The organism is Rhodoglobus aureus (assembly GCF_039527955.1).
Classification (GTDB): domain Bacteria; phylum Actinomycetota; class Actinomycetes; order Actinomycetales; family Microbacteriaceae; genus Rhodoglobus; species Rhodoglobus aureus.
Genome location: NZ_BAAAKW010000026.1, coordinates 25684 through 51738, shown reverse-complemented (window position 1 = coordinate 51738; position 26055 = coordinate 25684). Strand labels below are relative to the sequence as shown.

Annotated in this window: 27 protein-coding genes; 7 read left to right on the top strand and 20 right to left on the bottom strand. The window is 60.7% G+C overall.

Annotated features, from left to right (window positions below; all coding sequences use genetic code 11):
- Nucleotides 1–18: 18 nt before the first annotated feature.
- The 6 genes from ABD112_RS06725 to rpsB form a co-directional block, all read right to left on the bottom strand.
- Nucleotides 19–570: a DivIVA domain-containing protein gene (locus tag ABD112_RS06725; protein ID WP_343924357.1), complete on the bottom strand. Its 552-nt coding sequence runs from the start codon at nt 568–570 to the stop codon at nt 19–21.
- A 14-nt stretch (nt 571–584) separates the two neighbouring features.
- Complete coding sequence (locus tag ABD112_RS06720; RefSeq protein WP_343924355.1) at nt 585–1460, bottom strand: phosphatidate cytidylyltransferase; 876 nt, start codon at nt 1458–1460, stop codon at nt 585–587.
- Nucleotides 1460–2011, bottom strand: a complete 552-nt coding sequence (gene frr / locus ABD112_RS06715) for a ribosome recycling factor (RefSeq protein WP_343924353.1) — start codon at nt 2009–2011, stop codon at nt 1460–1462. The genes ABD112_RS06720 and frr overlap by 1 nt, the downstream gene beginning before the upstream one ends.
- A 153-nt stretch (nt 2012–2164) precedes the next feature.
- Nucleotides 2165–2878, bottom strand: coding sequence for a UMP kinase (gene pyrH, locus ABD112_RS06710; protein ID WP_343924351.1), 714 nt, complete (start codon nt 2876–2878; stop codon nt 2165–2167).
- Nucleotides 2879–3044: 166 nt separating this feature from the next.
- Nucleotides 3045–3872: a translation elongation factor Ts gene (gene tsf, locus ABD112_RS06705; protein WP_343924349.1), complete on the bottom strand. Its 828-nt coding sequence runs from the start codon at nt 3870–3872 to the stop codon at nt 3045–3047.
- Between the two features lie 12 nt (nt 3873–3884).
- Complete coding sequence (gene rpsB / locus ABD112_RS06700) at nt 3885–4898, bottom strand: 30S ribosomal protein S2 (protein WP_343924347.1); 1014 nt, start codon at nt 4896–4898, stop codon at nt 3885–3887.
- Nucleotides 4899–5219: 321 nt separating this feature from the next.
- Here rpsB and ABD112_RS06695 point away from each other — a divergent pair, with 321 nt between their 5' ends.
- Nucleotides 5220–5750, top strand: a complete 531-nt coding sequence (locus ABD112_RS06695) for a M23 family metallopeptidase (RefSeq protein ID WP_343924345.1) — start codon at nt 5220–5222, stop codon at nt 5748–5750.
- Between the two features lie 17 nt (nt 5751–5767).
- On the opposite strand, the gene ABD112_RS06690 is transcribed toward ABD112_RS06695, so the two are convergent.
- Nucleotides 5768–7993 (bottom strand): MMPL family transporter, encoded by a 2226-nt coding sequence (locus tag ABD112_RS06690; RefSeq protein WP_343924343.1) that lies wholly within the window; start codon nt 7991–7993, stop codon nt 5768–5770.
- A 78-nt stretch (nt 7994–8071) separates the two neighbouring features.
- Here ABD112_RS06690 and ABD112_RS06685 point away from each other — a divergent pair, with 78 nt between their 5' ends.
- Nucleotides 8072–8623: a MarR family transcriptional regulator gene (locus tag ABD112_RS06685; protein ID WP_343924341.1), complete on the top strand. Its 552-nt coding sequence runs from the start codon at nt 8072–8074 to the stop codon at nt 8621–8623.
- Here the strand turns inward: ABD112_RS06685 and ABD112_RS06680 are convergent.
- The gene (locus ABD112_RS06680) at nt 8620–9528 is read right to left on the bottom strand and encodes a tyrosine recombinase XerC (RefSeq protein WP_343924339.1); all 909 of its coding nucleotides are present in this window, start codon (nt 9526–9528) and stop codon (nt 8620–8622) included. The two genes, ABD112_RS06685 and ABD112_RS06680, sit on opposite strands and share 4 nt — an antisense overlap.
- 56 nt (nt 9529–9584) lie before the next feature.
- Here ABD112_RS06680 and ABD112_RS06675 point away from each other — a divergent pair, with 56 nt between their 5' ends.
- Nucleotides 9585–10391, top strand: a complete 807-nt coding sequence (locus ABD112_RS06675) for an SDR family NAD(P)-dependent oxidoreductase (protein ID WP_343924337.1) — start codon at nt 9585–9587, stop codon at nt 10389–10391.
- Between the two features lie 48 nt (nt 10392–10439).
- On the opposite strand, the gene ABD112_RS06670 is transcribed toward ABD112_RS06675, so the two are convergent.
- From ABD112_RS06670 to ABD112_RS06645, 6 genes are all read right to left on the bottom strand, one after another.
- Nucleotides 10440–11309 (bottom strand): NADPH-dependent oxidoreductase, encoded by an 870-nt coding sequence (locus ABD112_RS06670; RefSeq protein ID WP_343924335.1) that lies wholly within the window; start codon nt 11307–11309, stop codon nt 10440–10442.
- A 76-nt stretch (nt 11310–11385) separates the two neighbouring features.
- The gene (locus tag ABD112_RS06665; protein WP_343924333.1) at nt 11386–12315 is read right to left on the bottom strand and encodes a phosphodiesterase; all 930 of its coding nucleotides are present in this window, start codon (nt 12313–12315) and stop codon (nt 11386–11388) included.
- A 168-nt stretch (nt 12316–12483) separates the two neighbouring features.
- Nucleotides 12484–14004 carry a sodium/proline symporter PutP gene (putP, locus tag ABD112_RS06660; RefSeq protein WP_343924331.1) on the bottom strand — a complete coding sequence of 507 codons (1521 nt, stop codon included), beginning with the start codon at nt 14002–14004 and terminating at the stop codon, nt 12484–12486.
- Between the two features lie 286 nt (nt 14005–14290).
- Nucleotides 14291–15619: a DNA-processing protein DprA gene (gene dprA / locus ABD112_RS06655; RefSeq protein WP_425563807.1), complete on the bottom strand. Its 1329-nt coding sequence runs from the start codon at nt 15617–15619 to the stop codon at nt 14291–14293.
- Entirely contained in the window at nt 15616–17151 is a 1536-nt protein-coding gene (locus ABD112_RS06650; protein ID WP_343924329.1) for a YifB family Mg chelatase-like AAA ATPase, read from the bottom strand. Before ABD112_RS06650 ends, dprA begins: the two co-directional genes overlap by 4 nt.
- A 55-nt stretch (nt 17152–17206) precedes the next feature.
- A complete protein-coding gene (locus ABD112_RS06645; protein ID WP_343924327.1) occupies nt 17207–17563 on the bottom strand; it encodes a YraN family protein in 357 nt (118 codons plus the stop codon).
- 145 nt (nt 17564–17708) lie between these two features.
- Here ABD112_RS06645 and ABD112_RS06640 point away from each other — a divergent pair, with 145 nt between their 5' ends.
- The gene (locus ABD112_RS06640; RefSeq protein WP_343924325.1) at nt 17709–18269 is read left to right on the top strand and encodes a GNAT family N-acetyltransferase; all 561 of its coding nucleotides are present in this window, start codon (nt 17709–17711) and stop codon (nt 18267–18269) included.
- A gap of 4 nt (nt 18270–18273) precedes the next feature.
- Here ABD112_RS06640 and ABD112_RS06635 read toward each other — a convergent pair whose 3' ends face one another.
- Complete coding sequence (locus ABD112_RS06635) at nt 18274–18894, bottom strand: LysE/ArgO family amino acid transporter (protein ID WP_343924323.1); 621 nt, start codon at nt 18892–18894, stop codon at nt 18274–18276.
- Between the two features lie 28 nt (nt 18895–18922).
- On the opposite strand from ABD112_RS06635, the gene ABD112_RS06630 reads away from it, so the two are divergent.
- Nucleotides 18923–21781, top strand: a complete 2859-nt coding sequence (locus ABD112_RS06630) for an FAD-binding and (Fe-S)-binding domain-containing protein (RefSeq protein ID WP_343924321.1) — start codon at nt 18923–18925, stop codon at nt 21779–21781.
- Nucleotides 21782–21791: 10 nt separating this feature from the next.
- Here the strand turns inward: ABD112_RS06630 and ABD112_RS06625 are convergent, their stop codons facing one another.
- The 5 genes from ABD112_RS06625 to ABD112_RS06605 form a co-directional block, all read right to left on the bottom strand.
- Nucleotides 21792–22115, bottom strand: a complete 324-nt coding sequence (locus ABD112_RS06625; RefSeq protein ID WP_009772690.1) for a DUF2469 domain-containing protein — start codon at nt 22113–22115, stop codon at nt 21792–21794.
- Nucleotides 22116–22137: 22 nt separating this feature from the next.
- Nucleotides 22138–22773 (bottom strand): ribonuclease HII, encoded by a 636-nt coding sequence (locus ABD112_RS06620; protein ID WP_343924316.1) that lies wholly within the window; start codon nt 22771–22773, stop codon nt 22138–22140.
- A 3-nt stretch (nt 22774–22776) separates the two neighbouring features.
- Nucleotides 22777–23532 carry a signal peptidase I gene (gene lepB, locus ABD112_RS06615; protein WP_343924314.1) on the bottom strand — a complete coding sequence of 252 codons (756 nt, stop codon included), beginning with the start codon at nt 23530–23532 and terminating at the stop codon, nt 22777–22779.
- A gap of 66 nt (nt 23533–23598) precedes the next feature.
- Nucleotides 23599–23946 (bottom strand): 50S ribosomal protein L19, encoded by a 348-nt coding sequence (gene rplS, locus ABD112_RS06610; protein WP_343924312.1) that lies wholly within the window; start codon nt 23944–23946, stop codon nt 23599–23601.
- A 130-nt stretch (nt 23947–24076) separates the two neighbouring features.
- Nucleotides 24077–24562: an MFS transporter gene (locus ABD112_RS06605; protein ID WP_343924310.1), complete on the bottom strand. Its 486-nt coding sequence runs from the start codon at nt 24560–24562 to the stop codon at nt 24077–24079.
- 71 nt (nt 24563–24633) lie between these two features.
- On the opposite strand from ABD112_RS06605, the gene ABD112_RS06600 reads away from it, so the two are divergent.
- Both ABD112_RS06600 and map read left to right on the top strand, forming a co-directional pair.
- Nucleotides 24634–25260, top strand: coding sequence for a TetR/AcrR family transcriptional regulator (locus ABD112_RS06600; protein ID WP_343924308.1), 627 nt, complete (start codon nt 24634–24636; stop codon nt 25258–25260).
- Nucleotides 25257–26024 carry a type I methionyl aminopeptidase gene (gene map, locus ABD112_RS06595; protein WP_343924306.1) on the top strand — a complete coding sequence of 256 codons (768 nt, stop codon included), beginning with the start codon at nt 25257–25259 and terminating at the stop codon, nt 26022–26024. Before ABD112_RS06600 ends, map begins: the two co-directional genes overlap by 4 nt.
- Nucleotides 26025–26055: the final 31 nt, after the last annotated feature.

Genomic DNA, 26055 nt, shown 5'->3' with positions numbered 1-26055 from the left:
CTGAAAAAACAGCGGGAACTAGCGAACAGCGAGCATGACGTCGATCACGGTGTCGAGTAAATAGTCGACCTGTGTCTCGCGATAACCGCCCTTGGTGCTGCGGAATGCGATGGTGCGTACACGTTCAATTGTGAGCGTAGCGCCATGTTGAAAGTAGTTGGCCAGTTCATCTGCGAACGCATCAACGTCTTTGACCGCGTAGCCCGTCGTGAAGGAGCTGGCGCGAGAAAACTTTTTGCCGTTGTGGCGCGCTAGACGATTGAGAATCTCTTGAGCCTCTGAACGGGCATTGGCGTACCACGCCGCTTCACCGAGATCTGCAATCGAACGGTCACGCTCTCGAGCGGCAAAGGCGTCTTCTAGGCGCTCAAGAGCAGAATCAACGTGCAGCGGTGAGTATCCGCCCTTTTGCATGACGAAAGCAAGCTTGCGGATGGTGCGAGACGAGACCACAGCAGCCTCGGTTCGCTCAGACGTGTAGGCGCTGCGAGCCTCCTCGAGGAAGTCCTCGACTTGGTCAACGCTGTAGCCCAACTTTGACTTGCGGGTGCGGGGAAAAGTGGTGCTCACGGTTCTATTGTGCCTTACGCGAAGATAAGAAACAGCGCATAGCCGGCGGCGGCCGACAGCAGCGATGAATCAACGCGGTCGAGGAACCCTCCGTGACCCGGGAGCCAGGTACTGATGTCTTTGATTCCTAAGTCGCGTTTGATGAGCGACTCCGCGAGATCGCCCATTGTGGCGGTGCCGAGAATGACGAGCCCAAAGATGATTCCGACCCAGACGGGCTGATCGATCATGAAGAGTGCCAACAGAACTCCAGCAGCCACCGATGCGACCGCAGCTCCGGCAAAACCTTCCCATGTCTTGTTAGGGCTAATGGTGGGCGCCATCGGATGTTTTCCAAAGGAAAGACCGCTGGCGTAGGCTCCGATGTCGCTCACGACGACGACGATTAACATCGCAAGCGTCCACCACTGACCGCCATCTTGCGCAGTGAGAAGCACAGTGAAGCTCGCCAAGAAGGCGATGTAGAGCATGACGAAGACGCCGGCTCCGAGATCCCTGAGCACCGCCCGCACGGAACTGCGGTGATTCGGTCGAACAAGCCAGACGAGTCTCCACACGCTGACAAAGGCGATGCCTGCGAGAGTGATGTACCACTGCCCTTCGGCCAGCCAATAGAACGAGGCCGGCACGACCGCGACGGCGGCGATGACAGTGGGCAATCGCGGAATGTTGAGCCCGGCGAACCGAAGCGCGCTGGCCAACTCGAACGCCGTGAATGCCACGAGAACCCCAGCAAAGAGCATGTAGAGCTCTTTGACGAAGATCAGGCTGAACAACAACGAAAGACCTAGCGCGAGCCCCACAGTGAGTGCCATCGCCAAAGGACGCCCTGTGCGGGCGTTGATCTTGTCGTTAGTTGCCCGAACCTGAGCTTCGAATTCGGAAACCATTAGACCTCGAGTAGCTCGGACTCTTTGCGCTTGAGGGCGTCGTCAATAGCGTCTACGTGAGCTTTGGTGCTCGCTTCGAGCTCCTTTTCTGCACGAGCGACCTCATCTTCGCCGACCTCTGTAAGGGCATCTAGGTCATCTTTAGCTTTGCGACGCACGTTGCGCAGCGATACTCGAGCCTGCTCAGCCTTGTCACGAACGATCTTGACGAAATCCTTGCGGCGTTCCTCAGTCAGTTCAGGCAGCGTGGCACGGATTACGCTGCCATCGTTGCCAACGCTGGCGCCCAAGTGGTGGGCCCCGGCAATCGCCTTCTCGATGTCTTTGAGCGCAGACTTATCGAATGGCGTGATGAGGAGGGTACGGGCCTCTTGATTGACCATCGATGCAAGCTGCTGCAAGGGCGTCGGTGTGCCGTAGTAGTCCACGAGCACCTTCTGGAACAGTGCGGGGTTGGCACGGCCGGTGCGCACTGTACCGAAGTCGTCTTTGGCAGCGTCCACTGCCTTGTTCATCTTTTCGCTAGCTTCCGCTAGAACATCACTGATCACGAGCACTCCTCTTAGTCTCACCCGAGTTTAGCGTGCAGTCGCGGCATCGCCGGCTGCAGCACGCTCGGAGTTTGTCTGGCACCGATTAGGTCTTGCCTAACTTCGCACAGGGTTTCTTGGTTGGGTTGCTGGCGTTAAGCGCAGCACGGCACGTTAGCCGTGCACGCGAGTTCCAATTTGCTCTCCGACGATCGCACGCGTGAGATTCCCTGCCGGTTCCATGCCGAATACCAGCATCGGCATGGAGTTGTCCATGCAGAGGCTAAACGCAGTGGAGTCAACAACCTTGAGTCCCTGCACGAGAGCGTCTTGGAAACTGATTGAGTCAAGCTTGCGAGCATCAGGGTTGCTGCGGGGGTCCGAGTCATAAACGCCATCGACTCCGTTCTTAGCGACCAGTACTTCTTCAGCACCGATCTCGAGCGCGCGCTGCGCGGCCACAGTATCGGTCGAGAAGTACGGTAGACCGGCGCCAGCACCGAAGATCACGATGCGACCTTTCTCAAGGTGTCGTTCGGCGCGCAGAGGGATGTATGGCTCGGCAACCTGAGTCATGGCAATCGCCGACTGCACGCGGGTAGCGACACCTGCCTGCTCGAGAAAGTCCTGAAGGGCGAGGGCGTTCATGACGGTACCCAGCATTCCCATGTAGTCGGCACGGCCGCGGTCCATTCCACGCTGGCTAAGCTCGGCGCCGCGGAAGAAGTTTCCACCACCGACGACGATTGCGATTTCTACATCGGCGGATGCCGCAGCAATCTCCTTAGCGAGGGCCGAAACGACGTCGGGATTGACTCCGAGTTGTCCACCACCGAAGGATTCTCCCGACAGTTTCAGCAGCACCCGGCGTTTGCGTTGTGTTGTCATTGTCTTCTTTCCTTCGTGGTCGTCATATACAGGCTATTGGTTTGATTCGCGTTCAGCAGTGGCGCACAGCAGATTCGCTGCAAGCAATCCCCTCGGCACCTGAAATGGGCCCCGGCACACTAAAGGGCCGAGGCAGTAGTGCCTCGGGCCTTCATCAGTGTGCGTGTTAGGCGCCTACCTTGAAGCGTGCAAAACCGGTAACGGTGATGCCAGCATCACCGGCAACCTTGGCAACCGAGACCTTGTTGTCGCGAGCGTAGTCCTGATCAAACAGTGCGACCTGCTTGAAGAACGCGCCAAGACGGCCTTCTACGATCTTGGGAAGAGCAGCGTCAGGCTTGCCCTCACCGCGGCTGATCTCCTCAACGATGCGACGCTCGTTCGCGACGTCATCTGCCGGAACCTCGTCACGCGAGAGGTAGGTCGGAGCCGCGAACGAAATGTGCTGGGCAATTCCGCGAGCAGTTTCTGCGTCGTCACCTGTGTAGGCGACAACAACGCCGACCTGCGGAGGCAAGTCTTTGTTCGTGCGGTGCATGTAGACCTCGAACGAGTCACCCTCGAGCTTGGCCAGACGGCGAAGCTCGAACTTCTCGCCCAGGATCGCAGCTTCGTCGTCGATGAGCTGCTCGACCGTAGTCGACCCTGCGGATGCCGCGAGGCCTTCCTCAACGGTCGACGCACCAGAATCAGCAACAGCAGCAGCGACGGCTTCGCCGAGAGCAACAAACTTGTCGCTTTTTGCAACGAAGTCGGTCTCGCAGGCGAGTTCAATGATCGTCGTTGTGGAACCAGACGATTTTGCGGCGATGAGGCCCTCGCTGGTGGAACGGTCTGAACGCTTGGCGTTGCTCTTGGCACCGCGCAAACGCAGCAGCTCGGTGGCCTTTTCGAGGTCTCCGCCAGCTTCTACGAGTGCATTCTTGGTTTCGACCATGCCGGTGCCGAGGCGCTCACGCAGGGTCTTGAGGTCTTCGAGGCGAAAATCTGCCATTGTTTCGAATCCTTACTTCTTGTCGTCGGCTGCGTCAGCGGCCTTCGCAGCGGGCTTCGCAGCGGGCTTCTTTGCGGCGGGCTTAGCAGCAGGCTTTGCAGCCTTTGCCTCGTCCTTGTCTGCCTTGGCGGGCTTCTCAGCCTTTTCAGTCTTAGCGGGTGCTTCGGTCTTCTCAGCCTTAGCGGGTGCTTCGGTCTTCTCAGCCTTAGCGGGCTCTTCTGACTTAGCGGGCTCTTCTGACTTGGTCGCAGCAGCGTCAGCGTCAGCGTCAGCCTGGCCGAGAAGCTCAGCTTCCCAGGCAGCCATGGGCTCTACTTCTTTGCCCTCTTCTGGCTTCTGGTGACGCTGGATGAGTCCCTCAGCTGCAGCGTCAGCGACGATGCGGGTGAGAAGACCTACCGAGCGGATGGCGTCGTCGTTACCCGGGATGGGGTAAGCAACATCGTCGGGGTCGCAGTTGGTGTCGAGGATCGCGATGACGGGGATACCAAGCTTGTGAGCTTCGTCGATTGCGAGGTGCTCTTTCTTGGTGTCAACGATCCAGATTGCCGACGGGGTCTTCGTGAGGTTACGGATACCACCGAGGCTCTTCTGCAGTTTCACAAGCTCGCGCTTCTGAATGAGCAGTTCCTTCTTGGTGAAACCACGTGTGGTGTCGTCGAAGTCGACCTCTTCGAGTTCCTTCATGCGTGCAAGACGCTTGGAAACCGTCTGGAAGTTGGTGAGGAGTCCACCGAGCCAGCGCTGGTTCACGTAGGGCTGGCCTACGCGCAGAGCCTGCTCAGCGATCGTTCCCTGTGCCTGCTTCTTGGTGCCGACGAAGAGGATGGTTCCGCCGTGGGCGACCGTCTCCTTGACGTAGTCATACGTCGCGTCGATGTGAGCAAGCGACTGCTGCAAGTCGATGATGTGGCTGCCCGAGCGCTCGGTCAGAATAAAGCGCTTCATTTTCGGGTTCCAACGACGAGTCTGGTGTCCGAAGTGTACGCCGCTGTCGAGCAGCTGGCGGATGGTTACGACGGCCATGGCCGTTCTCCTTTTCTGGCTCACTGCTGCCCTAGGCATCAGCGGCCTTCTCAGTTAATATTCGCGACCGGTCGGCGCGAATCCTGGTGCCCGGGCATACCTCCGCCCCAATCGCAACGATGTGCAAGAGGGGACTGAGTGAAGATAGTGGCCGTGTGCTGCAGTAGTTTTACTGCAACGGGGCACGCGTAGTCACCGCGAATACACGCGGTGCTGCAAAAATCATACCATCGCTCCCCCACAACGTCATCCCGCGCATTGACTATCCCCTACTCATCGGTTTGGGCGCCAGAGTGCCGCGCGATCCTCGACAGTAGATGGATGCTTCGAGCCGCCACCTTTCTACTTCTGGCCCTTGTCGTGCTGCCACTTGGCCAAGCGTCGCCGAGCGTGGCATTAGCCGCTCCACCTGAGGCTGAGGCGGTGGATGTCGCGGCTTCAGCACCGTGGGATTGGCCAGCGCCTGATCCGCACGTGATCGTCCGCCCCTATCTCGCACCGGAAACCCCGTACTCCTCCGGACACCGCGGTATCGACATCGATCTTGGCTCAGCCGTTGATGTGCACGCGCCCACCGAGGGCGTCGTGCACTTTGCGGGCACCGTGGTTGACCGCCCCGTGCTCTCGATCCGGCATCCGGGTGGACTCATCACTAGTTATGAACCAGTGACAAGCACGCTCGCGCGCGGTGACTCGGTAATGCAGGGACAAGTGATCGGCGAAGCACAGGCCGGCCACTGCGTGCGGCCCTGCCTGCACTTCGGGGTTCGCTTCGATGGCAACTACGTGTCGCCGCTTAACTATCTGAGCGGGATACCGCGGGCTATCTTGCTGCCGACCCGTGATCCGTGATGCATGTCGGCAACCCGCTAGTGTTCGACGCTGTGCTTCGCCCCGTGCGATTCGGCGGTCTGTGATTCGGCGGTCAGCAAGTCGGCGGTCAGCGATCGGTCAGCTCGCGGTTCGTCAACCAGCACATCGGGAACCTGCTTGGCGGCAGCGTGCCTTGCTGCGTGCGAGCCTGCCGAGTGCTGAGGAGTGCGCACTTCAGCGCCAACCGAAATCACGCGGCCTGGCCACCAGAACTTCTCGCCAGCGATAAAGGCGAGCGAAGGCACGATGACCGTACGAACGAGCAGCGTATCCAGCAGCACACCAATGCAGACGATGATTCCGATCTGGGTGAGCGTGATGAGCGGCAGCACTCCAAGAACCGCGAACACAGCCGCGAGCAAGATACCCGCGCTCGTGATCACTCCACCGGTCGACGACAGCGCCCGAATCATTCCGGCTCGCGTGCCGTGCTCGACGGCCTCTTCTCTAGCTCGAGTCACCAAGAAGATGTTGTAGTCAACACCGAGCGCCACAAGGAATAGGAAGGCAAACAAGACAACATTCGTGTCAATTGCGGGGAACCCAAATACTGACTCAAACAGCAACCAACTGGCTCCGAGACTGGCGAAGAATGACGCCACCACGGTGAGCAGCAGCAAAATTGGCGCAACCAGAGAGCGCAGCAAGAGCACGAGAACGATAAACACGAGGCCCAGAATCATGGGAATCACGAGATCCTGATCAGACTGCTGAGCACGCTCCACGTCGAGAGCCTGAGCATCCAGACCGCCGACGAGGGCGTTCGCACCTTCGATAGTCGACAGCTCCGAGCGAAGCGCCTCGATCGCAGCGAACGATGCCTCTGTCTCAGCGGCATCATCCAACACCACAGTGATCTGCGTGATGGTGTCGGTGCTTTCACCGATGCGAACCGAATCGACGCCGTCGACACCCTCGGCAGCCTGGGCAACTTCCTCGGCATAACCAATATTCGCGATGACGGATGCCGGCGAACCGCTGCCGGCAGGGAACGCATCGGCAATAATTTCTTGCCCCTGGACCGCTTCGGGGACCTGCGTGAAGCTCTCGGTCTGCGACAGCCCGATCTTGATCTGGGGAACACCCAGCGAGAGTGCGCCAAGCACCACCGCGCCCAGAATGGCGACCACGACCGGCTTCTTGGAGACCAGAACGCCCAGTTTGTGCCAGACACCGCGCTCAGCACTGCCTTCCGTGCCAAATTTGGGGATGTACGGCCAGAACAGCCCGCGGCCAAAGAGCACGAGGGCAGCTGGCAGCACAACTAGGGCAAAGATCATCGCAATAACAACACCAGTGGCGCACGCAATTCCGAGGGCGCGATTGCCCTGCAGCTCAGCAAAAACGAGGGTGAGAAGCGCAAGCACGACGGTGCTTCCACTGGCGATGATGGCGGGGCCAGCGCCACGCAGCGCACGAGACATTGCCTCGCGACGATCCTCGACGAGCCGCAGTTCGTCACGGTATCGCGCAATCAATAACAGCGCGTAGTTGGTGCCGGCACCGAAAACTAGCACCGAGAGAATTCCCGTGACCGAGGCATCCAACTGGATGCCGGCGAGCGCAGCAACTCGGGCGGCAACGATACCCGCAAGGCCGTCAGCGGTGCCGACGACGATGAGGGGTACGAGCCACAACCACGGGCTGCGGTAGGTAATCAACAGCAAAACCGCAACGACGATGACCGTGGTGAGCAGCAGCGTGAAGTCGGCACCTTCGAACACTGCGGCAATGTCGACCGCAAAGCCCTCGGGGCCGCTGAGGAGTGCAGTGAGCCCACTGGGCAGATCAGAGTTTGCGGCTGCGCGAATCTCAGCGGCACGCTCGGCCTGCTCCCCCGCCTCTGAGAGTTTGTCGAGCGGAACGGTCACGAGTGCTGTTGTTCCGTCGTCGGAGAATACGGGAGGCGGAACGAAGCCTTCCGCTGAAAAGTCACCGAGAGCTGCGGTCGCGGAAGAAACAGCCTCAGTGTCGTTATCGCTGAGAGTGTCACCGTCGCGGCTGAACACCAGAAGCGCGACTGTTGAGTCAGCGCCGGGCAAATCTTCTGCCGCGGCTGCCGCTTGAGCGGATTCGGCCGAGGCTGGCAAGCCGATCCCGGGTAATGTGCCTTCTTCGTTGCCAGTACCGGCCGCGAAAATTGCGCCGGCTGCGAGAAGTGCACCGACCAGAACGATCCACGAAGTTCGTCGTGCGGTGATGAACGTCCTGAGGCGAGACATCGCGCTCCTTCTGAAGCCAAAGTACTTCGATTGGTTAGATATTCGACAAGTTAGGAATATAGCCCTAAACTGATGCGCATGCAACCCACCGACAAACCAGTCGGGCGACCCACAGCGCGACGCCCCACTCAGCTGTTGCGCGACATCCTCGATACCAGCGACGAGTTTGAACTACACGTGGGACGCACTCTCTCGGTGAACGCCACCGACCTCGAAGCCATGGAGCACCTGATCATGCACGGGCCACTTCCACCCACCGAACTCTCCCGACGACTCAACATTTCGACCGCCGCAGTGACCGCAGTAATCGACCGACTCATCGGCGTCGGCCACGTGACGCGACAACAACACCCCACCGATCGCCGCAGTGTGGTCGTGGTGCCGAACCCCCGCTCGGTGGAAACCGCAATGGCCACGCTCATGCCGATGATCATGGGCATCGATCAAGTGCTCGACGAGTTCGACGACGCAGAGAATAAGGTCATCGAGCGGTATCTCGATGGAGTCGTCACCATCTACCGTGCCCAGTTGCCCGATTCAGGCGAAGTGCCTCCCCCTAAGTCGGCGGTACCGCGACCACGCGCCGACGTTCCGGGCCCGCGACGCTCATCGTGGAAGCCCAACCGCTAGGCCCGAGGATGAGCCGTCCGGTAGCTTTCGCGCAAGCGCTCCGTTGAGACGTGCGTATAGAGCTGGGTGGTGCCGAGGCTGGCATGACCCAGCATTTCCTGCACCGCGCGTAAATCTGCGCCACCATCCAACAAATGGGTCGCGGCAGTGTGGCGAAGCGTGTGCGGGCCGGAGCCACCAGAGCCCGGCACATCAGCCAGCAAATGCGCAATCACTTCGTACACAGTTCGAGTTGTTAGTCGTTTGCCGCGCGCACCAACAAAGAGTGCCGCGGGCCCTGCAGCGTCGCTGGCGAGGCGGGGGCGCCCGCACTGTAGATAGGCAGAGATCGCTCGCTGCGCAGGGATTCCGAAAGGCACGACTCGCTCTTTCGACCCTTTGCCTAGCACCTGAACTGTCAGCCGCGAATCATCAATATCGCTCAGGCTCAGCCCGGTAAGTTCGCTCACGCGCAGCGCCGAGGCATAAAGCAACTCGACGATCGCCTGATCCCGCAACGCAACCGGATCGGCGGATGAAGCCCGTGCGGCGACACTCTGCAGCATGTCGGACATTTGGTCGCGATTGAGCACCCGGGGAAGGTGTCGTTCAGCTTTCGGCGCTTTGAGCCGTGCCGCAGCATCCGTCGACGCCTGATTTGTTTTCTCCAACCAGGCGCTGAATCCTCGAGAAGCGGCAGCCCGGCGGGCAAGAGTCGACTTGGCAAGGCCCGCCTGGGATGCGTGCCACAGCCAATCCCGAAGAAGTTCAAGGTCGAGGTCGTCTGGCTCGTTCGCTCCACGCTCTGTGGCGAATTCCACCAGATTGGTGAGGTCAGAGCGGTACGACCGCACGGTGTGCACGCTGAAGCCGCGATCGGCCGCAAGATAAGCGGCGAATGTTTCCACGAGGCGGTGAAGGTTCACGCCTCTATCGTGCGGTATGCGCGCGACAATCGGGTTCGCCGCGATAGCGTTTCGGGATGGCCACAGAATCTTCACGCTCCCGCAAAGGCATAGCGCTTGTCACTGGTGCAACCTCGGGCATTGGCGCCCAGTTTTCATATCAGCTTGCGCAGGAGGGTTACGACCTGGTTCTTGTTGCCCGCGATCGAGCCCGCCTCGACAGCGTGGCCGACGAGCTGCGCGAGGAGGCGAATGTTTCTGTCGAGGTGATAGCGGCAGATCTCACCGCAGCCGCTGAGCGTTCAGTGGTTGAAACTCGGCTGAAGTCGACCACCGAGCCCATCACGTTCCTTGTTAACAACGCCGGCTATGGACTACCCCAGGAGTTCGACCTCAACTCGGTTGACGATGAAGAACGGATGCTCGAGCTGCTGGCGACTGCTCCGATGCGCCTCAGCCATGCGGTATTGGGCGGAATGCTCGCGCGTGGCTCGGGCACCGTACTAACGGTGGCGAGCCTTGCCGGCGAAGCGCCACTCGGCCTCTACGCGGCAGCAAAAGCGTGGCCGATGAGTTTCAGCCGCTGGGCGAACGCGCACTATCGCAGTCGCGGGGTGACATTCACAGCGCTGGCACCCGGTTTTGTGCGCACCGAGTTCCACTCTCGACTGGGCATCGAACGAGCATCAATGGCACCAAACTGGATGTGGCTTGAAGCTGAGTTCGTCGTGCGCTCCGCTCTTCGCAGCGCTTCCCGCGGGCGTGCTGTTGCGATTCCGAGTGTGCGCTACAAGCTCCTGTGGGCTGTGATGAAACTAGCGCAGCCGCTGATTTTGATGTTCGTGGCTCGTGCAAGTCGGACATCGAACAAGCCGACTGGCTAGCAACTCTGCCAGGTAGCTAGCGGCTCCCCCTGGTAGCCGCATCGCCGGCTAGCGAATCGAGAACCCGCGCGCCTCGACTTCGTCTTTGAGGTGATCCCGAAGCGCAGCCGATGGGCCAGCGAGCGTTTCTGGTTTGCTGGTGCGACGCGCAGTGTGTTCTGCCCAGCCATATTCGGCATCCGGAATCTGGGGGTCGCTGGCAACCTGACGCCCGGCGTACAGACCGTTGGCGATCATGACGGCGTCGTAGTCGCTGACATGTTGTTCGAGGTTTTCGGTGGAGTACTGCTCGCGGTGCACGATCGATTCGCTGGGGAGACGCGGTTTTGCACCTCGACGCACTCCAGCATTGGGGTAACCGATCGTGAGCCCGGCGACCGCAAAAACGCCGGCGGGCAATACCAGCTCTTCGGCGACAAGGCTGGGCTCATTGCGTACGGAACCGATGGGCACCGCGCCGAGCCCGAGCGATTCTGCCGCAACAAGAGCATTCTGAAGAGCGAGACTGGCATCGATGGATGCCGTCAAGAACATTTCAAGGTTGTCGGCGGCAAAGGTATGTCCTTGTCGTTCGGCAAGGTAGTGCAGCCGCGAGACGTCAGCGCAGAAGATGAGCATTATCGGGGCTTCAGCGACGTAGCGCTGGTCTCCCACCAGGTGAGCCATGCGCGCTCGTCGTTGCTCATCTTCGACAACGATGATGCTGTACGCCTGCAGGTTAGACGAGGTGGGTGCGCTGCGCGCAGAAACCAGAATCGCTTCCAGCACTTCAGCCGCAATGGGGCTGGGATCGAAACTGCGAATCGACTCGTGGCCGGTGAGTACCCGGATGGTGTCGGTAAAGAATTCGGGTGAAATAAGTTGCTGTTCTAGTTCGATTCGGGTGTGTAGTGGTGTGGTGTCAACGCCCTGAGTCATAACCCAATGCTTTCACGCCCGGCTGCATGCCCGACGCAGCCGCCCTCTTGCCGTATCGCCTTATCGCTCTATCGCGCTATTCCGAGGCAGCCACTTCGGGGGCGTTAAAGGTTGAATTCTTGGCCGAGAATGTTTCGAGCCGCTGCTCTGGTGTCATCGCTTCAATCTGAGCCCACGCTTCGGCTGAATGCCCGGTGATTTCTGCCGTGTCGCCGATCGGGATGATCGAGTGCACTGTCTGGTTCTCGTAGACGTGCACCACGTTGACGGCCTGCCCATGGTCGACACCAGACAGCAGCCGATCTTCGGCGCTGAGGTCGAGGGTGTAGCAGGTTGCCGACGCCACTGAAACGGGGATGCCGGCAAAAGTTGAGTGGGTCGAGTAGTGCAGGTGGCCGGCGAGAATCGCTCGCACATCGCTGCCCTGCAGCACTTCGGCCAAGCGTTCTTGGCGCTGAAGTTCGAGCATGCCCATCGCTTCGAGCATCGGTGTCGGGATCGGTGGATGATGTACCGCCAGCAGAGTGCCGTGCGGTGCTGGGGTGGCGAGTTCGTCGCGCAACCAGTCCAGTTGTTCGTCGCTGATGTCAGCGTGATGGTAGCCCGGAACTGTGGTGTCGAAGGAGATGATGCGCAACCCGTCAATCATGTAGACGCGGTCTTGCGGGGCATCCGATTCGTCATCAAATAAGAGCTTGGAGTACTGGTCGCGTTCGTCATGGTTGCCCATGACCCAGATAATTTCGGAGTTCATGCGCTTGGCGGCGGGCTCGACGATGCTGCGCAAGCGTAGGTAGGCATCGGGCTCACCGAGGTCGGCGAGGTCGCCGGTGAAGACGATGGCTTGGGGCTGCGCCGTGGACCGTTCGAGCTGCGCGAGAGCCTGCTCAAGATGGTCGATGGTGTTGACGGAACCATACAGCGGTCTTCCGCCGGCCAGCAGGTGGGTATCGCTGACGTGGGCGATGACGTGGCTGGGTGCTGGATACTGGCCGAGTTGAATCACGCTTCTAGCCTAGGTGCGTCGAGTGTCATCCGACAGGGTGGAGTGCCACCGAAGCGATCGGCTTGGCCGCAATGTCGGGCAGTTAACGCAGGATGCCCGCCCCCACGTGAGTGGAGACGGGCATCCGTAGTGTTCACATCTAGTTAGACGCGAGCGACTGCGAGGAAACTAGTCCTTCTTGTCGACGACCGGCAACTGAACAGTTCCGGTGCGCACACTTTCTACTGCGGTGTCGAATTCGCGTGTGATTCCGTCGCTGTTCTTGAAGGTGAGCATGCTCACCACGACTGCCACAACCAGGTTGAGCGCGAACCCGGGGACGATTTCGTACATTGCGCCGGTGAGCGCGGGTACGTTGCCCCAGATGATGACGGTGACTGCACCGACGATCATCCCTGCAAGGGCACCCATGCTGGTGAGCTTGCGCCAGAAGAGCGACAGGATGACGATCGGTCCGAATGCTGCACCGAAGCCAGCCCAGGCGTAGGCGACGAGGCTGAGGATCGACGAGTTGGGGTCCCACGCGAGGATGATCGCGACGATCGAAACGATGAGAACACCCAGGCGACCGAGGATTACCTGAGCCTTGGGCGTTGCTTCCTTCTTGGCGACGATCTTGAAGAGGTCTTCGACCAATGCGGACGACGACACGATGAGCTGCGAGGAGATCGTGCTCATGACGGCGGCAAGTACTGCTGTGAGAACGAGTCCAGCGATCAGGGGGTGGAAGAAGATCTGTGCGAGTTCGAGGAACACACGCTCCGGGTTCTCGAGCGAAAGCTCTGGGTGCTGCTGGAAGTACGCGACACCGATGAGAGCGGATGCCATGGCGCCGATTACGGAGACAAGCATCCAGGTGATACCGATTCGACGACCGGCGATCGCATCCCCAGGTGAGCGAAGCGCCATGAAGCGCACGAGGATATGTGGCTGACCGAAGTAGCCAAGCCCCCATGCTGCAGCAGAAATCGCGGCGAGCACGGTTCCGCCAGTGAAGAGGCTGAACATGTCAATTTCGGTGTTCGCTGCACGAATCGATTCGATGGTGTTGGCGACTCCACCGGTCTGGGTGATTCCGACGATCGGTACGGCGATGAGGGCAAGGAAGATCATGATGCCCTGCACGACGTCGGTGTAGGTTGCGCCGATGAATCCGCCGAAGAGTGTGTAGAGAACGGTAACTCCACCAACAACGAGCATTCCGATCCAGTACTCGGAGCCGAATGCGCTCTGGAAGAAGACGCCACCGGCGACCATTCCGGAGGATACGTAGAAGGTGAAGAACACGAGGATGATGACGCCTGCTGCGACGCGCAGGATGCGTGACTTGTCGCGAAGACGGTTCTCGAAGAAGCTGGGAAGTGTGATCGAGTTTTTCGATACCTCGGTGTAGGCGCGCAGTCGCGGTGCTACAAACTTCCAGTTGAGCCAAGCACCAATGGTGAGGCCAATGGCGATCCAGCCTTGGAAGAGGCCGCCGATGTAGAAGGCGCCGGGGAGTCCGAGGAGGAGCCAACCCGACATGTCGGATGCGCCAGCACTGAGCGCTGCAACTCCGGGGCTGAGCTTGCGGCCGGCGAGCATGTAGTCGTCAAGGTTGGTTGTTCGCTTGTACGCCCACCAACCGATACCGAGCATTGCGGCCAAATAAATGACCATTGCGATAATTTGGAAGAACTGATCGTTCATAGTGTCGCCTTTCTTATGCACGTCCGTGGGCTAAGCCTGTCTACTTTGACAGACATAAGGATTAGGAACAATCTCAATCGGCACCTATAAAGCATAAGATTTTCTAAAGAGTGCGTATGTTTCTGCAGTATTGCCCCATGTTTCCGGCCTTTGTGCAGGATTTTTGCAATGCGAGAGGTAAGTTCACAGCTTTCACCTCTTGTGCACACAGCCGATATTGCTCGCTATTTCCCTGAGGAACGCACTGAGCCTCGCGCGTCCAGAATTATTCTACGTCTCTTTGTCATCATTTCAGCGATGAGGATGCGGCCTGCTTCCAGCCACGCTCGGTTTCGCTGACGCGACCGTCGAGTTCGAGCATCCCGAGCTGAGCGCGCACTGTGGCGAGCGCGAGGCCACTGCGAGCTGCGATGTCGTCGGTGGTGCGAGCGCTACGTGTGCTGAGAGCATCGAGAAGGCGGGTGGTTTCTGTGTTGCGGGGAGCATCAGCATCCGCAGGTCCTGATCGGGATTCAGAGTCGGACTGGCCGGCGGACTGGTCACCGCCTGCTCGATCGTCGGACTCGCTCGTCAGGTCACCGTCTGAGTTGGCACTGGCACGCGCTTGGCGTTCGAGCGGGGCGAGTTCTGCCATTTGGTCGGGATCGGTGACGCACACGGCGTCGTAGTCGCGGATGAGGCGGTGGCAGCCAGCGGAGGCTGCGCTGGTGACGGGACCGGGAACTGCTCCCAGCGGCCGACCGAGGGTGGCGGCATGGCCTGCAGTGTTGAGCGAACCGGAACGCCATCCAGCCTCAAGCACAATGGTCGCCATGCTCGCTGCGGCAATGAGTCTGTTTCTTTGCAAGAACCTCCACTTGGTGGGTGGCGAGCCGCACGGGAGTTCGGAAATCACGGCTCCACTTTCGACGATTCGGGTGAGGAGGCTGTCGTGGCCGCTCGGGTAGAAGCGGTCTACTCCCCCGGCGAGAAACGCCACAGTGAGTCCTTGGCTGGCGAGGGCTGCGCGGTGCGCCATCCCGTCGATTCCGTAGGCGGCACCGGAAATGATTGTGTAGCCACGATCGACGAGACCGGCGGAGGCTTCCATAGTGATGTGCTCTCCGTAGCCGGTCGCAGCCCGGGCGCCGACAAGTGCGATCCCGTCTGCTATCCCGGCGAGCGCAGCATCCGCTCCTCTCACCCAGAGTGCGGACGGCGCATGCCAGTCGAGGTCGTTGAGCCGGGTTGGCCAGAGAGCATCTTCGCGGGTCAGCAGCCGCGCTCCAAAGCGGGCCGCTTGACGCAGGGCGATGAGCGCAGTGTCTGATTTGAGTCGCGGCAGCCACCGTTCGATGGCTTGCCGCATGTCGTCTTCTGGTACCGGGTCACCGTCTGCCGACAGTTCGGCGGCGAAGCGTGCAGCATCCCGATGCTCAACGACAGCGGAGAGTGCTCGTGCTGCGCCGAGTTGCTGAATCGCGCGCCCTGCGAGTCGATCGCCGGGCTCGGCTAGCCCGCTCCAGGTGGCTCGCGCAAAGCGATCTTCGATGGCGTCGTGATCGAGATCACCGGGAGCGCTTACCGCGCGGACGAGGTTTGCTACTTCTGATTCTTTAAGTCCAAACATGCTCACTGTGACATTGCCTTTCGTAGATACAGTGCTTGACCGACGTGGGTGTCGTCGGGTCGTTCGTCGTCGGCGAGGTCAGCCAGTGACCAAGCGACCCGCAGTACGCGGTCGTAGCCGCGCATAGTGATCCCGCCGCGTTCGAGAGCGCGGTCGAGCCCCGCGGTGATCTTGGGCGCGAGCCGGAGTTCGCGGCCGCGGAGGTAGGAGCCAGGCACTTGCGAGTTGAGTCGCCAGGGCGTTGCCGTAAGTCGCGCCAGCGCGCGTTGCCGGGCCGCAGTGACTTTGGCTCGAGCATCCGCTGTGGAAAGAGACGGGTGCTCCCCTGCTAGACGCAGTTGCGCACTCGTGATTCGTTCAACTCTGAACTGGATGTCAATGCGGTCGAGCAGCGGGCCAGAGAGCCGCGCGAGGTAGCGTCGCCGCGAATTCGGCGGGCACGTGCATTCGCTGTCGCGCGCACCCCATTGCCCGCAGGGGCACGGGTTGGCGGCCATCACGAGCTGAAAGCGACCCGGAAAGTGCGCAACTGAGTTGGCCCGGTGGATGCTGATGATCCCCGATTCAAGAGGCTGGCGCAGTGCATCCAGTGCTGCAGGCGCGAACTCGGGTGCCTCGTCAAGAAAGAGCACTCCGTCGGAGGCGCGCGCGGCAGCACCCGGACGAATCTGGGAGCTACCCCCACCCACGAGCGCGGCGGCGGTAGCGGTGTGGTGCGGGGCTTCGAGCGGTGGCCGGGTAGTGAGGCTGCTGCCGACGGGTAGCCCCGCGAGGGAACGGATTGACGATACCTCGAGCGCGGCTTGGGGGTCGAGGTCGGGCAGCAAACCAGGCAGTCGAGCGGCGAGCATGGTTTTGCCGGCGCCGGGCGGTCCCAGGAGGAAAACGTGGTGGCCTCCGGCTGCGGCGACGAGCATCGCGTCAATCGCGTCGCCGCTGCCGATCATGTCGGCAAGATCGCCACTCTCGGCTGTCGCGGTCTCTACGATTGGTCGGGTGATGACATCCACTGGTTGGGGTTCAAACTCTCCCCCATGCCAGATCGCGGCGTCACGCAACGACGGAACCGCGACCACGCGCATTCCCGGAACGAGAGAAGCCTCGTCAGCGTTGCCGCTGGGGACCATCACTATGCCGAAGCCCGCACGCGATGCTGCGAGCACTGCGGGCAGCACGCCGTTCACCGGACGCAGCCGCCCATCAAGCCCGAGCTCGCCGATATGCATAACGCGATCGATGGACTCTGCGGATACGGTGCCGGATGCTGCAAGGGCCGCCAACGCGATCCCGAGGTCGAAACCGGAGCCGTGCTTGGGGAGCGCTGCGGGCGACAGGTTGACAGTAATTTTGCGGTTCGGCAGCCCGCATCCGGAGTTCGTGGCTGCCGCCCGCACCCGATCCTTCGCTTCGCCGAGGGCGGTGTCGGGCAGGCCGATCAGGACAAAGCCGGGGAGGTTGTTAGAGAGGTCTGCCTCGATCTCGACGATCGCACCCTCTAGGCCGAGCAGCGAGACGGCGTAGGTTCTGCCGATAGGCATCAGAAACTGCTCACTGCGACGCGACCGCTACCGCGACGGGCAACACAGGCGGCACTCACGACACTCGCTTCAGGTGCTCGATCTGGATCGCTCCACGAGCGGGCACGATCACGGCAACAGCATCGATGCGGATAGCCGCCCCTGAGCCGGGGTGCTCCTCACACCAAGCGGCCGCGAGCCGTCGCAAGCGCGCCACCTTGGTGGAGGTTATCGACTCGAAGGGGTGCCCGAAAAGCACACTCGACCGAGTCTTGACCTCAACGAACACGACCTCATCACAGTCTCTCGCGACGATGTCAAGCTCGCCCTGCGAGCATCGCCAATTGCGGTCGAGGATATCTAACCCTGTGTCGGTCAGATGATCGGCCGCGAGGCATTCGCCGCGAGCGCCTAGTTCGTCTTTTGCTGCCATGGCTCAAGAGTGACTCGAGAGCGCAACAGGTACAGCACCGCGCCGCAGGTCAGCGCGGAGTGTGACCGGAACGCGTCATGGTGAGGAGAAGACGCCCGCCCGTCAAACTCTTTGGGGTTTCGCTCGGTGGCGGTATCGTTCCCGTATGACGCGCGGTGTCAACCAGCGAGTGTGGCTTGAACGGTGGCAGGTCGAGGACCTCCCAGTGCTCGAGAAGGGCAATACCCCCGAGATGACGAGGTTCGTTGGCGGGCCCGAAAGCGCTCAGCAGATCGTCGCACGGCACGCCAAGTTTCTGCGCCTCTGGGAGACCAGCGAAGCGCGTATGTTCAGCATCCGCTCATCGGCTTCAGTAGAGCCGGTGGGCTCCGTTGGCTACTGGAAAAGACAGTGGCGAGGCAGAGATATCTACGAAACCGGGTGGAGCGTGCACACCGCGCATCAGGGCAACGGAATCGCCGCTTGCGCTCTCACCGAATGCCTCCAGTTCGCGGCAGACAATGGCGACCGCGACCATGTGCTGACGTTCCCCCGCATCGACAACACCGCGTCCAACGCCCTCTGCAAGCGCGCCGGGTTCACGCTCATTCGCGAAGCCGACTTTGAGTACCCCAAAGGCCACTCGATCCGAGTCAATGAATGGATGTTCGACCTCACCTACCTTCGCCCGCCGAGCCAGCTCAACCAGACGCAAGGGCACGTCTGAGCAACTACTCGAACAGCCCAGCGATCAGGCTCGCCGCAAGCACAACCATGATCACAGCGATCACGATGTCGAGCACGCGCCAAGCTGCGGGCTTCGCGAACAGCGGTCGCAAGAACCGACTGCCATAACCGAGAGCCGCGAACCACACGATGCTGCCGAGGCAGGCACCAAGCGCGAACCACCAGCGTTCGGCGCCGTACGTTCCGCCGATCGAGCCAAGCAGCAGCACGGTGTCGATGTAGACGTGCGGGTTGAGCCAGGTGAGCGCGAGCGCCGTTGAGAGGGCGGCGGCGAGCGTCATCCCGGTGCCACCCGTGGTGGTGGTCAGCGCCTGGGGCTTGGCCGCCCGCCGAATCGATAAGAACGCGTACACGAGCAAGAAGAGTGCGCCGCCAACGCGGGCAATGACGAGCAACCAGCCGGCCTGTTGGATGAGCGTTCCGAGCCCTGCGATGCCCGCCAGAATGAGCACGATGTCCGAGAGCGTGCACACGAGCACGACTGCGGTCACATGCTCACTGCGCAATCCCTGACGCAGCACGAACGCGTTTTGGGCACCGATCGCGATGATGAGCGACAGGCCAAAACCAAAGCCTGCGATCACGACGGCGAGAATCAATGGCATGAACTGACTCTAGGGGCACAATAGGAGCATGCCCGACACTTCACTGCACGATCGCAGCGAAGTGGTTGATGCCCTCCGCAGCGCTGTCAGCGGCGAGGTAGATGACAGCACCCGCCGCCGCGCGGAATACTCCAGCGATGCCTCAAACTATCGGGTCGTGCCGCAAGTTGTGGTGTTCCCTCGCGACACCGACGATGTGCTCGCGGCCCTCTCCGTTTCTCGCGAAAGCGCCACGCCCATCACAGCACGCGGCGGCGGCACCTCGGTTGCTGGCAATGCAATCGGCACCGGAATACTGCTCGACTTCTCGCGCCACCTCAACCAAGTGATCGAGGTCGACCCGGATGCTCGCACCGCCCGCGTGCAGCCCGGCACCGTCTTAGGTACCCTCCAATCGGCCGCGCGACCCCACGGTCTGCGCTTCGGCCCCGATCCCTCAACCTGGTCGCGCTGCACCGTCGGAGGCATGATCGGCAACAATGCGTGCGGCGCCCACTCGCTGCAGTTCGGACGCACCGCCGACAACGTGCAGAGCCTCGATGTGGTTGATGGTCTCGGACGACGATTCACGGCTGCCAGCGACCCCTGCGTGGTCGACGGCCTCCTCGCCCTTGTCAGCAGCAATCTCGCCACTATCCGCACAGAGCTAGGGCGTTTCGGCCGCCAGGTGTCGGGCTACAGCCTCGAGCACCTCCTGCCGGAGCACGGCAATCACCTGGCCCGCAGTCTCGTGGGCACCGAAGGCAGTCTCGTGACCGTGCTCGAAGCGACTGTCGATCTGGTCGTGGAGCCGCAGCATCCACTTCTCGTCGCCCTCGGCTACCCCGACATGGCCACCGCCGCCGATGCTGTGCCCGCGTTACTCGCCCATCACCCCAGCGCGATTGAAGGCCTCGACGCCCGAATTGTGGATGCCGTCAGCCGCACCCGTGGCGCCCGCGCCGTTGCCGCGCTGCCCGAAGGCGCCGGATGGTTACTCGTTGAGGTCACAGGAGCCGACCCCGCTGAGACCCTCCAACGCGCCCAACGCCTTGCCGCCGATTCTGCCGCGATCGAGTCACGCATCATCACCGATTCGATCGCCGCGAAGCAACTGTGGCGCATCAGAGAAGATGGCGCCGGGCTGGCGGGGCGCACAGCATCCGGAGCTCAAGCATGGCCGGGCTTCGAAGACGCCGCAGTTCCACCCGAACGCCTCGGCAGCTACCTGCGTGACTTCGACAAGTTGCTCGCCGAATATGCGATCGAGGGGATGCCGTACGGCCATTTCGGGGACGGTTGCGTTCATGTGCGCCTCGATATCCCCCTCGCGACGGATGGCGCAGTCTTGCGCGCCTTCGTGGATGACGCCGCCGGCCTTGTGGCATCCCACGGCGGCTCGCTCTCGGGCGAACACGGCGACGGCCGGGCGCGCAGCGAGCTGCTGCCGCACATGTACTCGGGCGCCGCAATTAGCCTGTTCGGCCAGTTCAAGCGCCTCTTCGACCCGCACAACCTCATGAATCCCGGCATCGTGGTGGATCCAGCGCCCGTGGATGCCGACCTGCGCCGCCCGGCCGCACTGCCCATCACGAAGGTCAACGGGTTCGCCTTTAGCGCCGACGATGGTGACGTCACGACGGCCGCGCACCGCTGCGTCGGAGTCGGCAAGTGTCGTGCCGACAACTCGGCCAGCCATGGCGTGATGTGCCCGTCGTTCCTCGCGACCGGCGACGAAAAGGACTCCACTCGTGGTCGCGCACGGGTGCTGCAAGAAATGGCCAATGGCACTCTCGTGACCGGTGGCGTGAACTCCCCGGAAGTTCACGACGCCCTCGACCTCTGCCTCTCGTGCAAAGCCTGCGCGAGTGACTGCCCCGCCGGCGTCGACATGGCCACGCTAAAAGCCGAAGTGCTGCACCGCCGCTATAACGGAAAACTTCGCCCCCGCAGCCACTACCTCCTCGGCCAGCTCCCCCGCTGGGCGCGACTCATCTCGCCGATCGCACCTCTCGCCAATGCCGTGCTGCGGGTGCCATTTTTCGCTCGGTTCGCCCTCTGGGCTGGCGGAATGGATGCTCGGCGCACGTTCCCCGCCTTCGCGCGCCGCGCTTTCCGCTCCAGCCCCGAAGCTCGCGCTCTACGCGCTGCTAGCCGAATCGCCGCTGACACCGCCGCGCGCCAACAGGTGCTCCTGTGGGCCGATTCCTTCACCGACAACTTCTCCCCAGACATCGCGCGGGCGACCATCCGCGTGCTCGATGCAGCCGGCTACGAAGTGCTGCTGCCCGAACGAGACGTGTGCTGCGGGCTGACCTGGATCACGACCGGGCAGTTGGATGGCGCGCGAAAACGGCTCACCGAACTAGTGGGCGAGTTCTCTCCGTACGTCGACCGTGGCATCCCGATTGTGGGAATCGAACCCTCGTGCACGGCAGTGCTGCGCTCCGACCTCACCGAACTACTGCCCGATAGTGCCGAGGCAGCAGCAGTCGCCCGCTCAACGTTCACGCTCTCGGAGCTGCTGACGGCGCCGGCACCGATGGGTCCAGCCAACTGGCAACCGCCAAGCCTGAGCGGCGAAACCTTTGTCGTGCAGCCCCACTGCCACCAGCACGCCGTGATGGGTTTCGATGCCGACCGCGCCTTGCTCGCGGCATCGGGGGCAACAATCTCCGAGATCAGTGGATGCTGCGGCCTAGCCGGAAACTTCGGCATGGAAAAGGGCCACTACGACGTTTCCGTCGCGGTAGCCGAGAACGGCATCCTGCCAGCATTACGCAACGCGGAACCCGGCAGCACTCTTCTCGCCGATGGCTTCTCGTGCCGTACGCAAGCAAGCCAACTGGCCAACACCGACGGCAAACACCTGGCAGAGGTCCTAGCTGCGGCGCTTCCCGAGCACTAAACAGAGAGCGCTATTCGTCGAGCGCGAGTTCCTTGGGGAGTTCGAGATCCTTGGCACTGAGCTCTTCGATATTCACGTCTTTGAAGGTGAGCACGCGCACACTCTTGACGAAGCGATCGGAACGGTAAACATCCCACACCCACACATCGGTCATCGAGAGCTCGAAATAGAAGTCATGTTCCGTATCGCGGCGCACCAAATCGACCTCGTTAGCGAGGTAGAACCGTCGCTCCGTTTCAATCACAAAACGGAACTGGCTCACTACATCGCGGTACTCGCGGTACAGCGCTAGCTCGACCTCGCGGTCGTAGTCTTCAAACTCGTCTTCATCCATGCTGCCTTTATTGTAGGCCGCACTAACGCAACCATGTGTGCCGGTGCAGTTCTGTCGCCCCGAGGCTGCGAATCGCCTCAAAATGGGCGGCTGAACCGTACCCTTTGTTGCTGGGCCAGTGATAGCCGGGATACTCCTCATCGGCTGCGATCATGAGCCGATCCCGTTGCACTTTTGCCACCACGGATGCCGCAGCAACCGATACGCAGTCCCGGTCAGCTTTGACCCTGGTGTGCACTCGCGGCGCAACGGTCAGCGCGGTGCTGAGCCAGTCGGTGGAGCCGTCCAACAGCACCACGCTCGACATGACGTCAACACCCGCTTCGTGCAGTTGGATGAGCGCGCGTTTGCCGGCGAGCCCGAGGGCGGCGGTGATTCCAATGGAGTCGACCTCTGTGGCATCCGCGTAACCGACTGCAGACAGCGGAGCCCACTCGAGAGTGAGCGGCTCTAGAAGTTCGCGGCGCTTCTGGCTCAACATTTTTGAGTCACGCAGCCCCACCGGCCAAGCACCATGCGCAGGAGTCATCGCGGTCATACCGACTCCGACGGGGCCGGCAATCGCGCCCCTGCCCACTTCGTCGCATCCGATCACGCAACGCGCACCCGAAGCAAAAAGTTCGAGCTCAACATCGCTACTGGGGTCAGCTACTGCCACTGTCTACTCTGCGTTCGGGGTTACCCGCTGAAAGGTGGTGGGGTAATTGTCGAGCACGCTCCAGCGTTCGGTGGGCCAACTGATGAGAAAAGCCCGCCCGACGACAGAGTCAACCTTCACGAAACCGCCAGTGGGGTCATCGCGGTGGGCAGCGGAGTCAGCGGAGTTGTACCGATTGTCACCCATGACCCAGATGGAATCATCGGGAACGGTAACGGAGAAGTCATCCGGAGTTGCTTTGGTGACAGCATCCGGGAGCACAATGTATGGCTCTTCCAACGGAATGCCATTGACGATCAGTTGCCCAAACTCGTTGCAGCACTCAATGGTGTCGCCCGGCAAACCGATCACGCGCTTGATGAGGTGATTGCTGCTGTCGGGAGCGCTCAGGCCAACAAAGGCAAGCACGCCATCCACCGCACCAACAAACCAGTTCTCTGGTTCGCTGGAGATTGCGGGAAGCCAGCCACCCGGGTCGGTGAACACGACAACGTCGCCATGGGAGATGGGGAAGAATCGGGGTTCAAGCTGATTGACGAGGATGCGGTCATCAATCTGCAACGTGTTTTCCATCGACGACGACGGGATATAGAACGAACGCACCAAGAAAGTCTTGATCATGAATGAGATCAGGATGGCTGCGACGAAGATGATCACCAGGTCGCGCAGGAAGAGTTTCCACCCGCCGGTCTTTTTGTCAGCAGCGTGACGGTGACCACGACTGCTCGGCAGTGCGTTCTCAACAGTTTCGTTTGTCATTTAACCCCAAAGCTCCCAGCAAGCATAAGCCGCTGGGAGCAGTTGGTTCGTGAATTGCGAGTCGTGTTAGTTGTCGCGCTTCTCTTTGATCTTTGCCTTCTTGCCGCGAAGCGCGCGCAAGTAGTACAGCTTGGCGCGGCGAACAGCACCACGTGAGACGACCTCGATGTGGTCGATAACTGGGGAATGAACGGGGAAGGTACGCTCTACGCCGATCTGGAAGCTCACCTTGCGGACCGTGAAGGTCTCGCGAACGCCGTGACCTGAACGACCGATTACAACGCCCTGGAACACCTGGATACGCGAGCGCGTACCTTCGATGATGTTTACGTGAACCTTGACGTTATCGCCGGCACGGAAGTCAGGAATGTTGTCTTTGAGAGACGCCTTGTCGACGTCATCGAGAATATGCATTATTGATCGCTCTCTGCGCCCGCCATGAGTCGAACACACATAGATAGATAAGAAAGATCGTGCTTCAAGCGGTTACGACGCCCTCATGGCAGAGTCGTGCGCGAGCACAATCAACAATTCTGCCACAGATTTAGTCGAATGTGCGATTCTCATCCGCGTCAAGGATGATGACGTTGCAGTTGTCTAGCCGCTCTCCTGGCTGAGACGGCCGCTGCGCATCACGCTCGAAACCCTCAACGAGAGTGTTGAAGCGGTTACGTGTCTCAGTGACGAGCTGCCAGAGCGCGATCCAGAAGCCAGCCACACCCACAACCACGATGAGAGCTGCCAGCAGCGGAGCATCCACAAATCCGTAGGCGATGATCACTGCATGCCAGGCGGCGAGCACCCCGGCATCGATCCACGACACCGATCGCTGAGAACGCACACTCTTGCGTGCCGTCGTCAATCCAGCGATTGCGAGTAGCGCAAAAGCCAAGATGGGGCACAGCAGCAGGAAGAGAACGAAATCCCAACCGACACTGGATCCGAAGATTCCACGCCCGACCAGCACCCATAGGGGCAACACGATCACAGCGATGAACTGCCAATAATAGAATGCACGCCTGATCATCATGGTTCTCAGGGTATCTTCGATGTGATTAAGAATGCTGAAAATCTCACTCTGAAAGACCGTGGTGGCCCCCTGTGCCAAAATCCGCCATCGTACGCACCGAACCAGTGCAGCAACGAAGCGCCGAGCGCCTTACCGTACTGCTCGATGCGGCAGCCATTCTCCTCGATGATCTCGGAATCGATGCGATCACCACCAGCGATGTCGCCAAGCGGGCGCACTCGTCGGTTGGCGTTATCTATCGCTATTTTCCCAACATCCAGGCGCTGCTTCGCGCTCTCGCAACCCGCAATTTCGATAAGTATCGTGCCGGGCTCGCAGCAACTCTCAACAAGAGGGCGACCAGTGCGCTCGACGCACTCAATGTTGCGATCGACGTGTATGTCGAGCTCAGCCGCACCGAGCCTGGTTTTCGAGTGCTCTCCTTCGGCAAGATCATTGACCGCCGATTCAACGTTGATCGCAAGAGCAACAACACGGCTCTTGCCGAGATTTTGACGGATCTGCTTATCACCACCTATGGGGTTCCCGCCTCAGATGCACTCATTTTTGACATCGAAGTCACCGTAGAAATAGCAGATTCGTTGCTTGAACGTGCATTCTTGTATGACCCGCGCGGTGAAGAACCGTTTATCGACAAGCTTCGAGAGTTCATTGAACAACTCTTGGCACCGCACACGAAAGAGGCAACCACCGAATGATCGAGTTGAGAACGCCCGCCGAAATCAATGAGATGAAAGCCGCGGGAGAATTCGTCGCCAGCGTGCTTACCGCCACACAGGCGGCATCCAAAGTGGGAGTCAACCTGCTCGAGATCGATGCGCTTGCCCACAGCATGATCCGCGAACGCGGCGCTGAAAGCTGCTACATCAACTACCACCCTTCGTTTGGTGCATCGCCTTTCGGCAAAGTCATTTGCACCTCGGTCAACGATGCTGCACTGCACGGAGTCCCCCATGACTACACGCTCAAAGATGGCGACCTGCTGAGCCTCGACTTTGCTGTTGCGGTTGATGGCTGGGTCTCTGACTCCGCCATCACCTTTGCTGTTGGCACTCCCCGTGACGAAGATATCCAACTGATGGATGTCACGTCTCGTGCCCTCGATGCTGGCATCGCCGCGGCTGTCGTCGGCAATCGCATCGGCGGCATCTCGGCCGCAATCGGCGATGTCGCTTATGGAGCTGGCTACGAAGTGAACCTAGATTTTGGTGGTCACGGTGTTGGTCGCGAAATGCACGGCGACCCGCACATTCCCAATGACGGCAAAGCTCGACGCGGAATGCCGCTCAAACCAGGACTGGTCTTTGCTATCGAGCCGTGGCTCATGATCGGCACCGACGAGATTTACACGGATGATGACGGCTGGACGCTGCGCAGCATCGACGGTTCGCGTGCGGCCCACTTCGAACACACGGTCGCGATCACGCCAGATGGTCCGCTAGTTCTGACCGCTCGCAAATAGGCAAAGAAGGTCGGATGTTCGACGCCAGAAA

Excerpts from the sequence above, each read along its gene's own strand:
- ABD112_RS06720 (WP_343924355.1), bottom strand. The coding sequence starts at position 1,460 with ATGGTTTCCGAATTCGAAGCTCAGGTTCGGGCAACTAACGACAAGATC.
- pyrH (WP_343924351.1), bottom strand. The coding sequence starts at position 2,878 with ATGACAACACAACGCAAACGCCGGGTGCTGCTGAAACTGTCGGGAGAA.
- tsf (WP_343924349.1), bottom strand. The coding sequence starts at position 3,872 with ATGGCAGATTTTCGCCTCGAAGACCTCAAGACCCTGCGTGAGCGCCTC.
- rpsB (WP_343924347.1), bottom strand. The coding sequence starts at position 4,898 with ATGGCCGTCGTAACCATCCGCCAGCTGCTCGACAGCGGCGTACACTTC.
- ABD112_RS06695 (WP_343924345.1), top strand. The coding sequence starts at position 5,220 with ATGCTTCGAGCCGCCACCTTTCTACTTCTGGCCCTTGTCGTGCTGCCA.
- ABD112_RS06690 (WP_343924343.1), bottom strand. The coding sequence starts at position 7,993 with ATGTCTCGCCTCAGGACGTTCATCACCGCACGACGAACTTCGTGGATC.
- ABD112_RS06685 (WP_343924341.1), top strand. The coding sequence starts at position 8,072 with ATGCAACCCACCGACAAACCAGTCGGGCGACCCACAGCGCGACGCCCC.
- ABD112_RS06675 (WP_343924337.1), top strand. The coding sequence starts at position 9,585 with ATGGCCACAGAATCTTCACGCTCCCGCAAAGGCATAGCGCTTGTCACT.
- ABD112_RS06670 (WP_343924335.1), bottom strand. The coding sequence starts at position 11,309 with ATGACTCAGGGCGTTGACACCACACCACTACACACCCGAATCGAACTA.
- putP (WP_343924331.1), bottom strand. The coding sequence starts at position 14,004 with ATGAACGATCAGTTCTTCCAAATTATCGCAATGGTCATTTATTTGGCC.
- ABD112_RS06650 (WP_343924329.1), bottom strand. The coding sequence starts at position 17,151 with ATGCCTATCGGCAGAACCTACGCCGTCTCGCTGCTCGGCCTAGAGGGT.
- ABD112_RS06645 (WP_343924327.1), bottom strand. The coding sequence starts at position 17,563 with ATGGCAGCAAAAGACGAACTAGGCGCTCGCGGCGAATGCCTCGCGGCC.
- ABD112_RS06640 (WP_343924325.1), top strand. The coding sequence starts at position 17,709 with ATGACGCGCGGTGTCAACCAGCGAGTGTGGCTTGAACGGTGGCAGGTC.
- ABD112_RS06635 (WP_343924323.1), bottom strand. The coding sequence starts at position 18,894 with ATGCCATTGATTCTCGCCGTCGTGATCGCAGGCTTTGGTTTTGGCCTG.
- ABD112_RS06630 (WP_343924321.1), top strand. The coding sequence starts at position 18,923 with ATGCCCGACACTTCACTGCACGATCGCAGCGAAGTGGTTGATGCCCTC.
- ABD112_RS06625 (WP_009772690.1), bottom strand. The coding sequence starts at position 22,115 with ATGGATGAAGACGAGTTTGAAGACTACGACCGCGAGGTCGAGCTAGCG.
- lepB (WP_343924314.1), bottom strand. The coding sequence starts at position 23,532 with ATGACAAACGAAACTGTTGAGAACGCACTGCCGAGCAGTCGTGGTCAC.
- rplS (WP_343924312.1), bottom strand. The coding sequence starts at position 23,946 with ATGCATATTCTCGATGACGTCGACAAGGCGTCTCTCAAAGACAACATT.
- ABD112_RS06605 (WP_343924310.1), bottom strand. The coding sequence starts at position 24,562 with ATGATGATCAGGCGTGCATTCTATTATTGGCAGTTCATCGCTGTGATC.
- map (WP_343924306.1), top strand. The coding sequence starts at position 25,257 with ATGATCGAGTTGAGAACGCCCGCCGAAATCAATGAGATGAAAGCCGCG.